Annotated in this window: 11 protein-coding genes; 9 read left to right on the plus strand and 2 right to left on the minus strand. The window is 41.6% G+C overall.

The annotated features are described in order from the left end of the window. Positions 1–140: 140 nt before the first annotated feature. The 6 genes from GC098_RS02680 to GC098_RS02705 all read left to right on the plus strand — a co-directional run bounded on the left by GC098_RS02680 (position 141) and on the right by GC098_RS02705 (position 6,655). Positions 141–464 carry a hypothetical protein gene (locus GC098_RS02680; protein ID WP_171640720.1) on the plus strand — a complete coding sequence of 108 codons (324 nt, stop codon included), beginning with the start codon at positions 141–143 and terminating at the stop codon, positions 462–464. Positions 465–1,329: 865 nt separating this feature from the next. After that, positions 1,330–2,031, plus strand: coding sequence for a GntR family transcriptional regulator (locus tag GC098_RS02685; RefSeq protein WP_171640722.1), 702 nt, complete (start codon positions 1,330–1,332; stop codon positions 2,029–2,031). 109 nt (positions 2,032–2,140) lie between these two features. After that, positions 2,141–3,133, plus strand: coding sequence for an ADP-ribosylglycohydrolase family protein (locus GC098_RS02690; protein ID WP_171640724.1), 993 nt, complete (start codon positions 2,141–2,143; stop codon positions 3,131–3,133). Positions 3,134–3,165: 32 nt separating this feature from the next. Then, entirely contained in the window at positions 3,166–4,530 is a 1,365-nt protein-coding gene (locus tag GC098_RS02695; RefSeq protein ID WP_171640726.1) for a purine-cytosine permease family protein, read from the plus strand. Between the two features lies 1 nt (position 4,531). Continuing rightward, positions 4,532–5,446, plus strand: a complete 915-nt coding sequence (locus tag GC098_RS02700) for a PfkB family carbohydrate kinase (RefSeq protein ID WP_171640728.1) — start codon at positions 4,532–4,534, stop codon at positions 5,444–5,446. Positions 5,447–5,695: 249 nt separating this feature from the next. Next, the gene (locus GC098_RS02705) at positions 5,696–6,655 is read left to right on the plus strand and encodes an alpha/beta hydrolase (protein WP_171640731.1); all 960 of its coding nucleotides are present in this window, start codon (positions 5,696–5,698) and stop codon (positions 6,653–6,655) included. Positions 6,656–7,196: 541 nt separating this feature from the next. Here the strand turns inward: GC098_RS02705 and GC098_RS02710 are convergent. Further along, entirely contained in the window at positions 7,197–7,523 is a 327-nt protein-coding gene (locus GC098_RS02710) for a YnfA family protein (protein WP_171640733.1), read from the minus strand. An 18-nt stretch (positions 7,524–7,541) separates the two neighbouring features. Then, positions 7,542–7,937, minus strand: a complete 396-nt coding sequence (locus GC098_RS02715; protein ID WP_171640735.1) for a MerR family transcriptional regulator — start codon at positions 7,935–7,937, stop codon at positions 7,542–7,544. Positions 7,938–8,015: 78 nt separating this feature from the next. Between GC098_RS02715 and merT the strand changes: the two genes are divergently transcribed. The 3 genes from merT (at position 8,016) to GC098_RS02730 (ending at position 9,510) form a co-directional block, all read left to right on the plus strand. Next, complete coding sequence (merT, locus tag GC098_RS02720; RefSeq protein WP_171640737.1) at positions 8,016–8,267, plus strand: mercuric ion transporter MerT; 252 nt, start codon at positions 8,016–8,018, stop codon at positions 8,265–8,267. A 4-nt stretch (positions 8,268–8,271) separates the two neighbouring features. Next, on the plus strand, positions 8,272–8,625 hold the full coding sequence (locus tag GC098_RS02725) for a hypothetical protein (protein ID WP_216625131.1): 354 nt from the start codon (positions 8,272–8,274) through the stop codon (positions 8,623–8,625). 330 nt (positions 8,626–8,955) lie between these two features. Continuing rightward, positions 8,956–9,510: an ATP-dependent DNA ligase gene (locus GC098_RS02730; RefSeq protein WP_171640739.1), complete on the plus strand. Its 555-nt coding sequence runs from the start codon at positions 8,956–8,958 to the stop codon at positions 9,508–9,510. Positions 9,511–10,551 lie beyond the last annotated feature (1,041 nt).

Raw genomic sequence — 10,551 nt, forward strand, 5'->3', positions numbered from 1 at the left:
AACGTTTGTTCAATACACAGCAATGGGAGGCTGCCGGCACGATCGGCAGCCTTTCGCTCACCTAACGGGCAGAATAACGCAACGATTTCTCCCCATTTTCGTCTAATATTGAGAGAGATCCGTCGATAGGAGTGAAAACTGTGAAAAAGATATTCCTCTCTTTGTTAGTATTACTATTTCTCTGTGCGTGTGATCAACAATTTAATAAAGATGGTTGGTTAAAAGAACCTGAGAAAAGGAATGATATGGTATATAATTTGATAAATAAATACGAACTTGTAGGAATGACAGAAGAAGAAATCATTCGTTTACTAGGAAAACCTGAGCAAAAGATTGATAAACCTAATATTCAATATGTTTACTACTTGGGCACAGCAGGATTAATGGGTGTTAGTGTTAGTTTGCTTCGATTACAATTTGATCAAAATGGTAAATTAGATAGTCATGAAATAGATTATAGTTAATATCTCTATTTTTCATCCCCGACAGTGTATTTTTGCGTATTTTAAAAGGAAATAAACTCAGTTATTTGTTAAGCTAACGGGACACGTTAGTTCAATGAACAGTCGGCTTTTATTTGTGTCAGAAGTACTTCATAACTTAATTGTATTTAGGCATTTTTGAGCACCATAACCACTTCAAAACTATATTTGTCATTTTATTTTTATAAAATATCCAGCAAACCCTTATGTTTGCTGGATTTCTGCACTTCAAAACTTTAATGTCTCCCAACAGAAGAATTGTTGGGTGATAAATATGTTTTGAAGTAGACAATAAAGTTTTGAAGTGACAAATAAAGTCTTGAAGTAACAAACAAAGTCTTGAAGTGACAAATTAAATTTTGAAGTTAAATAGGCGTGCACTCTATTGCGTGAACGCCTATATAATTTCTTATATGGAGGAAATCCTTAGTCGTCGTATGGAAGCAAGCAAGTCAGTCAACCCGGGGGGGCGATTAAACTAACGGGCAGTCTTGCGAAATCAAAAAAGGATATTTTCAAAAGAAATGTGAAATATTTTTTCCATAATATTTTTAGAGAGGGAAAAAATGATTACATTAGATTTAATGAATCCGACTGAATCACCACAACGGTTGAACTACTTGAAAGTCTTCGATATTTGTTTTTTCATATTGTCAAATCCGCAAGAACTTGATATAGTAGGAACAACTCATACGTATGAGTGTAGAACTTAGTAAATGAGAAAGTTTTTATTGTTGGGCTGCTTTCGGTGGGCGAGTCGGCAATCTTGCATGAAGAGCGGATTGGTGCAAGGATCCAATGTTCATTGATAAGGGCATTATACGATTTTAGGTGCAAGGAGGAAGATATGCTTAACAAGCACGAAAGTGTTCCCTTATATGTCCAATTGCAGAACATCATTCGAGATGACATTATATGCGGGAAATATAAGGAAGGGGAAATCATCCCCTCCGAGACTGAAATGATGAAAACCTATGACGTAACAAGAACAACAATCCGCAAAGCGATAGCCAACCTTGTGGACGAGGCGCTTCTGATTAAGCTGCATGGCAAAGGTACGATGGTTTGCTTGAGGGAAATGAAGCAAAACATTTGGAATTTTAGCGGCTTCACCGATTATGCACGCAAGAAGAACGAGATTCCAGTATCGCAAGTGTTGAACAAGGAAATCATAAGTTTAAATAATGGCCAATTTATGAAATTGATTAGGCTTAGAGGAACTCGAAGGGAAACGCATACAAAGTGGCTAACGCTTGACACTTCCTATGTGCCGCTAGCGTTATTTCCAGGTATAGATCAATATGATTTCTCCGAGCAATCGTTATACAACATAATGAATCAGAATTACAACATTTATCCTCAGCATGCAACGCTTGGCATCCATCCGATTCTTGGAGATAAGAGGACGAAGCAGCTGTTCGGTTATGAGGGAGATATTCCGCTTATTATGGCGGAAGGCAGTGTTCACGGTGAAGACGGAACAGAGGTTGAAAAGGTAGAGGTTATCTACGGACCGAATGCTGAGTTTAAAGTCGTCACGCATATTTAGAAAGGGCTTCCATAGAGGGAGTTCTGCCGAGTGAAATCGGCTTATCCTTTAAAATAACTCATACGTACAAGCGTATAAGTTAAAAATAATAATAAAGTAGGGGATTAACATGAAGAAGAAAGTTCTTGGAGCCCTGTATGGAATGGCTATCGGGGATGCTATGGGTATGCCGTCTGAACTGTGGGGTAGAAACAAGGTTAAGGCTTTTTTTGGAAAGATTACGGATTTTCTGGACGGTCCGCAAGAGAATGAAGTAGCTCGGAACTTTACGCGAGGACAATATACCGATGATACGTCGCAAGCGCTGCTTATCCTCGATGCTTTAATTGAAAATGACTTTGTGCCGGATGAACGTGTTATTGGCAGACACCTGTTGGAGTGGGCAGATAAATACCATGCTTTCGATAATAATATCCTTGGTCCAAGCTCCAAAGCGGCATTGCTGGCACTGAGAGAAGGTAAGGACGTTACTGAATTTACTTCGAAGGCGGAAACGAATGGCGCCGCGATGCGTATCGCGCCTGTAGGGTGTATGTTCCTGCAGGAAGAGCAGATAGCGCTGTCCAAGTTCGTGTTCAACATTAGTAAAGTGACGCATTCCACTGATGTAGCGGTCGGAGGAGCGGCGATGATTGCTGCTGCTGTCGGTTCTGCGATGGAGGACAAATCCTGGGATTCCATTATGCAGAATGCTATAGATATATACGATATAGCGAAAGCCTACGGAGCCGAGACTTACAGCGCCTCGCTATCTGGAAGATTGAAGTTAGCATTGGAATTTGCCAAGCGTTATGAAGATGATGAAGAGCAATTCCTGCAAACCATCTATGATATTATTGGCACCGGAGTTATTACGAGTGAATCTGTACCAGCGGCATTGGCCATTGCCTATTACGCCAAGGAGCCTCAGCGCTGCAGCCTGCTATGTGCTAATCTAGGCGGGGATACGGATACAATAGGAGCGATGGCGACAGCCATTTGCGGAGCCAAAACGGGAGTGGATGCGATCGACACAAGCTGGAAGCAATTAATTGACCAGGCGAACGACGTTGATTTTGACCAATATGCAGATCGAATTCTTGTTTTCAGAGAGCAACATTGATCCATCCACATTAATTATAGGGGGAAAAGCACATGTCTAACTCGAGGTCTGATATTTTTATCCCGAATGCTGAAAGAACAGGAAGTCCTAAGGAGTTATTCTTTATATGGTTTGCTGGCAATATTGGAATTCTAGGTGTTGTAATGGGCGCGTTGATCGTTGGTTACAAGTTAAGCTTCATCCAATCGATTATGGCTGCGGTAATAGGCGCATTGTCTTTTGGACTAGTTGGCTATCTAAGCATCTCGGGTCTTAAGGCAGGAGGCACAACTTTCGTATTGTCGAGAGCCGCCTTCGGCGTGAAGGGCAATTACATTCCAAATCTGCTCGGCTGGCTGAGCCTTGTAGGGTGGCTTGCGGTTAACGTTGTTACGGGGACCTTGACCTTAATGTCCTTGTTTGGTATTTTCGGCCTTGGCCAATCAGGTGTATTAATGGTCATCAGCTTGGCTGTGTTCGTCCTGCTTATACTTGCATCGAGCTTGTTTGGGCAAAATATGCTTGTTAAAATTCAAACCTTCTTCACCTACGTCTTCGGTGCGCTGACTTTTCTCATATTGATCATTCTTATTCCCAAGACGGATTGGACGGCATTGTTGAGCATGAGCAACGGCGACTGGTTGGGTAGCTTCCTTCCCGCAATCTCCATTATTGTGGCGGGAACGGGAATCAGCTGGTCCATTGCTGCTGCCGATTACAGCGCGTATCAGAATCCGGTCCATTCGGCGAAAAAGGTTTTTGCCAGTGTGACGGTGGGAGCATTCATCCCCTTGTTCCTTATTATGGGAGTCGGCATTCTGCTTAGTACCTCTGTTCCAGACCTGGTTTCCTCGTCGAATCCGATTGAAGCGATCGGCCAAGCGCTGCCGAAATGGATGACGGTGCTGTACTTCATTACAGCGATTGGCGGCTTGATTCCGCAATGTATTATTAGCTTGAAGTCCGCGCGCGTCAATCTGGAAACCTTGAATATTCGAGTTGGCAATGCAACGGCGATCTCGATTCATGCGTTAATTATGATACTGATTCCGATATATGTATTGTTCTTTTCCGAGGACTTCCTGTGGAACTTCCAGCTGTTCCTCGGCATTCTGGGAATCGGGCTTGCTTCTTGGGCCGCGAGCTTCATGTTCGACTATATACTGCTTCGCCGAAAAGCTGGCTACGATGCTGCACTGCTGGATCATACAACGGGAAAATCCCTTAACTACAATGGTATTTTCAGCTGGTTAGCAGGCATCATTGTAGGTTTTCTATTCACGAATTCACCATTCTTCAACGGTCCGTTCGCTAAAGGGATTTTCAAGGATAGCAGCCTAGGTGTATTAATGGCTTTCGCGGCGAGCGCCATCGTTACGATCATTCTCTATCAATTGAAAAGTAAGGAGGAGATTTGAAGTGAATACGAATTTGGTTCAGCATGCCGTGTCAGGGGAAAGCGGTAACATCTTAGTGATCGGCGCTGCTGTCGTGGATGTGATTATCCAGCTGGATAAACTCCCCCACACAGCGGAAGATGTAGTGGCCGAGCACAAAGAAACAGTAGTTGGAGGCTGCGCATATAATGTATCCAATATTTTGAAGCAGCTGCGCGTGAATCACGGTTTATTCGCCCCGGTAGGAAAGGGGGCTTATGCCGATGTTGTCAGAGGCCAATTGCATCACGATGGCATTGCGCTGATGCTAGAGGACGCATCCGGAGACAACGGCTGGAATCTGTCCATTGTTGAACATGACGGCGAGAGAACCTTTATCACGATTCCGGGCATAGAGTCGCGCTGGGAGCGTCGCTGGTTCGAACACATCGAACTTTGCGCATATGATTACATCTATGTTAGCGGCTATGAACTGGAAGGTCATTCGGGCGCGGTCATTCTTGATGCGCTGAGTGAGCGGAAGGCAACAGGGAAAATCGTATTCGATCCGGGGCCGCGCGGAGCGTTTCTGGAGCCGCAAATCGTAGAGAGGATACTCAGTATGGGTACGATTGTACATGCCAATAAATCCGAAATCACCGCTTTGATGGGAGAAGCGGACGCGCATGAGGCTGCCCAAAAGCTGACTCGACGGACGAATGAGCCGGTCATCGTAACGTTGGGAGGCGACGGCACCCTGTTCTGCTCTTCGGAGGACAGTGGCCTGGTGGAAACCGAGATTGTTAAGGTCGTGGATACGATTGGGGCAGGCGACGCGCACACAGGTGCTTTTATAGCTGGATTAGCAAGGGGTTATTCGTTAAGGCACGCATGCGAGCTAGGCAATGTGATTGCTGGTAAAGTTGTACAGCAGCATGGCGGCAGGCTCCAATTGTAAGCCTGCCTTTTGGGCAAGTTCAGCAAAAAGACTGAACTTGTCCAAAATGTTTATGAATTGAGCAAAGTGACGCATACGGTTCAAAGGGTCGAGAAACTGACCTCCCGCCAGTAGAGAGACGGCCATTATCTTTGATGATGCCATGTTCGATCGTAACGGGAGGCAAGGCTGTTGAAATGCTAGCGCGTTTCAAGGATCATGCCATAGGCAGCGAAAGTTGAGATAATAGAATGAATAGGAGTGCTTATTATGTCATTAAGGCATTGGAGAAAACCTGGCAAAATTTTATCCGTCGACGGGAAAAGAGGATATTTCAATTTGGCATACGGAAGCGATTCTACTTCACAAAAGCTGGATGTATGGCTTCCAGAAAAAGGAGACGGCCCCTTTCCTGTAATCTTATCTATTCATGGGGGTGGATTTACTTGGGGAGATAAAGGGCAAAGCGATTGTGTAGAGCCTATGTTAGAAGGCTTAAATAGGGGATATGCTGTTGTTGGTATCGAATATCGGCTTAATAATGAAGCCATATTTCCATATCCTGTGCGTGATATTAAACAAGCAATAAAATATCTTCGTGCTAATGCACAACAATTATCATTGGATGACAAAAATATGATAGCTTGGGGGGGCAGTGCGGGAGGATATATGGCATTAATGGCGTGTCTGTTCGAAAAAAATGAGTACTTTGACAAGGAGCAGGATAAGAATAATTGTGTTTCAGCAGCCATTAGGGCCGGCGTTTCATGGTATCCAATAACCGATTTTTCAACACTGGATAAGCAATTGAGAATTAACAGTGTTATAAATAAGTTTTTGAGAACGGAATCACCTGATCAAAATGAAGATGAGTATGAACCTACAGATCCGCCGACACAAGACGATGAGTTTCCCTTTCATAATGATGAAAGCGTGTGCACGACATTTGTTGGCTCATCCATTAATGAGTTAAGTGAACAGGTGAAAAAGGCGAATCCAATGTCATATATTCATACAGCTATGCCCAAACTGCTATTGCAGCATGGGAGTGGTGACGAGATAATTCCTATGCAGCAGTCTATTGAATTTGCATTAGCTGCAAATGATCTTTGCGGGGAAGAACGAGTAATTCTTGAAATTATTCCACATGCAATTCATAGTTCTCTTCTATTAGAAACAAAAGAGAATATTAATCGTATCTTTAAGTTTATTGATGGTGTGATTGTATAACAAGGACAGTTTCGTTAATAAACGTCGATGTAAGAGGACAAGAACATATATCTATAGAGATCCGCGCACAGCGCGGTTTTTTTATTTTAAGGATGTAAGTTCTTGTCTTTTTCATAAGACAAGAACTTACATCCTTTACACCGATACTGAACAAGAACATATATCCTTTGCCACGGCGGGAGTTCTACGAATAGTTTTTTATATTTTAGGATTCTTATGGAAACAATTTAGTGACAACAACATCATGCAAGGAAAAAACAAAAATATTTGTGTCAAGAACATATATCTTTTGACGAATATTTGTACAAGAACATATATCTATTGCCGTAAATGTAGACAAGAACATATATACTTAGCTACTTTTTTGGACAAGAACAAAGTATTTTTGCCAAAGCGCAATTTAGAACAGTAAGAATTGATTTAAATCTATACTTCTCATCAATCAATGTATCTAAGTAGGTTGTCGTAGGTCAGTAGCCTGTTGAGCTAACGGGCAGATTAGCGTGGTGGTAGCTTGCGATTTAGAATCTATAAGAATCTACTAGCTTCTTGGAGCCCATAGCATTATAGACACGCCTACAATGCAAATAGCAGCCCCTATCCAGTCATACATATCTGGTGTTTTTTTATCAACAAACCAGCCCCAAAGGACTGCTAAAATTACGAAAACTCCACCGTAAGCGGCATACACACGTCCAAACGTTGGAAAACTCTGCAACGTTGGAATGATGCCATAGATGATTAATATAAGACTGCCTACAATGCCGTACCACAAGGGCTTGGATTCACGTAGCCAAAGCCAAACCATATAACCCCCACCTATTTCTGCAAGACCTGCAATGATGAAGATTAGGATAGTTAATAACAAAATAGATTGCTCCTTTCACTATGAACAAGTACCAGTAGTTTTTATTTTATCAAAGCATTCAGACCAGGTAAGACATTTGCAATTTAATCCATCGTCTAAAATTTGAATCATCGAATTGATTTGTTTCTTTTTCTCTTCAAGATGAGCGCGTTTTTCTCTCGCCATTTCTTCCCATCTATCCGATGGAGGGATTGTTTCAAATCCTTCAAGTAAAACCGCAATTTCTGGGATCGTAAAACCGGTATGCTGTGCTATTTTTATAAATGTAATTCGCTCCAGCAGGCTTTCGGAATAGCGACGCTGACCATTTTTACGGTCTGTATTTGGTAGTAACCCGATGGATTCGTAATACCGAAGAGTCGATGGATTCACATCTGCTTTAGCAGCTAGTTGACCAATACTAAGTTCTGACATTTGTACGCACCTCACTTGACTTAAAGTTAGCTTTAAGTATTATACTAAAATTATAATATTAATGAGGTGGTGGAGTAAATGAAAAAAAGCGAATGGTTAGCGGGGCTAGGTATTCTTGGAGCATGCGCGCTTTGTTGTGCATTGCCTTTACTTGGAGGCGCGGCAGTTCTTGGAATATCTTCTTTCTTTTTAAACCCAGTAGTTATTGTTATTTTAGCTCTAGTTCTTATTGCTGTGGCAGTCGTTGTTTATCAGCGTCGTAAAGCAAATGGAACATCATGCATGAAACCAGGGTGCAGTTGCACGTCTTGTGTAAGTGGGAGGAGCTAAGCATATGAATAAAGATATACCGATTGCATGCTGCCATACGGTCTTCACGAAAGAAGAGCGTTTGGATTATAAAGAAATTTGGAGTGAGTTGGATAAGAGAAGGCTCGCAGTAACGGAGATTGAAGCAGGTTTTCAATATCAATTTCCGGGCGACTCGGATACACTGCGCTATTTATCTGTTTGGATTAGTCTAGAGAGGAAATGCTGTCCATTTTTAACTTTTACGGTGATAGCAAGTAGCGAAGATGAACCGATTTTCCTTCAATTAACTGGAAAAGAAGATGCAAAAGCATTCTTACGTTCAGAAATTAACGATAAGATTATTTTAATTACTACATTGAACAATAATTCATTTTGAGAGCAAAGGGTATTGAAATCATTACGCTCCCTCGGTATGATTTGATTATCTCACGCAAGCTCGTCTATTCGCAGGATTTCTCCCATGTAGGTTTCGACGATGACTGAAAGATAGCGAGATATATTAAGACGTTTCGTTAAAAAGGCATGCGGGAACAGAGGTGGGGTTGAATCACCCAATTCATTCTAAATGCTGCACGCATTCTCCACGGTGACCTTAGCGATTTTCACTCCCATGTCTCAACGGGTCAAAGCCCTTACATTCCTTCGTCACATCTATCCAAGGGGTGGAGGTCGGTCTTTCTAACGGAACGGGTACAAGGGAGTAGACGTGATTGGTCTAAGTCTACTTAAAAGAAAAGAATTGCTTGAAGAAGCGTTCATAGAGAATGATTTTTACAAAAAGGTCAGAGTTTTTGAAGGAGACGCGGTAGAATATTTTGACCAGGTCAGTAAACTTGGACTTGAAGGAATAGTCATGAAATGCATTGCCGAATCAAACAATTCATTAAGTACAAGTTCACAAGCAAATATAAGCACCCAAGCAAATACACGTTATCGACTAAATACACGCTCAAAACAATGGTTAAAAGTATTTAACTGGACTATCGTATCCGTATACATCTCGGGATATAGAAAAAATGATTTTGGCTTACTCGCTTCTATTGACTCTGCAAATGGTTCTAAGGTTCCAGTCGGTGTAATTGAGTTAGGACTCACTCCTGAGCATAAGAGAGCCTTAAACAGCGTCAAACAGCGTCTTGTATACAAAGAGAATAAAAACTTTGCTTATATGGAGCCATTGATTATAGCGAAAATAAAAACTCGCAACTGGACAAAGAATGGAAAGCTTCGATCCCCTGTATTTGTTGAATTTGTAGTGTGAATTCTATGTAACCTGAAAACTAAAAAGACTGCAACCACCTAGGAGAAAAGGTGATCGTAGTCTTTTTTACTAGGCTTACAAGGAACCCCAGTCTAAAACTTTATTTTCAACGAACAGAAGTAAAAATATTTCTGTTCGTTGAAGAATTAATTGTAGGTTATAAAAGAAAAAGGCCCCCTTTCGGAGTCCTCTTCGACAGTGAATAGATTGATGGTACTTTTGCCTTGAACCTTACTTGGCTCGGTCTTTACCTCAACACACTATTGCAGTACATGACTACATTAATGAGCCCACGGCACATCGCCTCGCTTCAATATCGATTCAATAACAACTTCCCTGGTGTTTTATCTTTGAATGCTCTGCGACACTACACCTCGCTGCTGTTTCACCGTCGAAAGGTATTATGTCCGATCTGACAAGGCTATATTCATTGGTTAGTCAACGGTCAAACATCACTTTTAGAAGCGAACAAACTAGTAATGGAAACAAAAAAATCCCCTTATCATTACTACAATTGAGTGGATTGGCTTCATTTCTACATATTTATTTATTTATTTAAATACCATAACGTGACCAAAATCTGGGCACGTCCGCTGATCATCAAAGATGTCTGTCAGCGAACCACAAGGCAATTAGGATCAGTATTAATGCTTTTTCGAAAATACCATTATCGTTCCTCATTTTCCAAGGTTTTTCTTTCGGTTATGTATTGCTCTTGAATTTCATTGTGGAGATGTTATAAATGTAGGTGAGAAAAGAACTTATTTACTTTTTAATCTTGGAAAAATAAAACATTGCATTGCAGTTGGGATCATGGTATATTATCAATCCGGCCGCAAGACAGGCTGGTAAAAGTAACTTGAAAAAAACAAGTTGCAAAAGAAAAGTTAGTGTGGTATATTAGTCATCCGGCTTCGATAGAAGACGGAAGAACGAAAGAAATTGATCTTTGAAAACTGAACAACGAGTGAGTAAGCACGAACGAGAAATCGTTCAAAAAGAGATTGCAAAATCTCGCTAGCAAGTCAATGAGCATTTCAG

The organism is Paenibacillus phytorum, from assembly GCF_013141715.1.
GTDB classification, from domain to species: domain Bacteria; phylum Bacillota; class Bacilli; order Paenibacillales; family NBRC-103111; genus Paenibacillus_E; species Paenibacillus_E phytorum.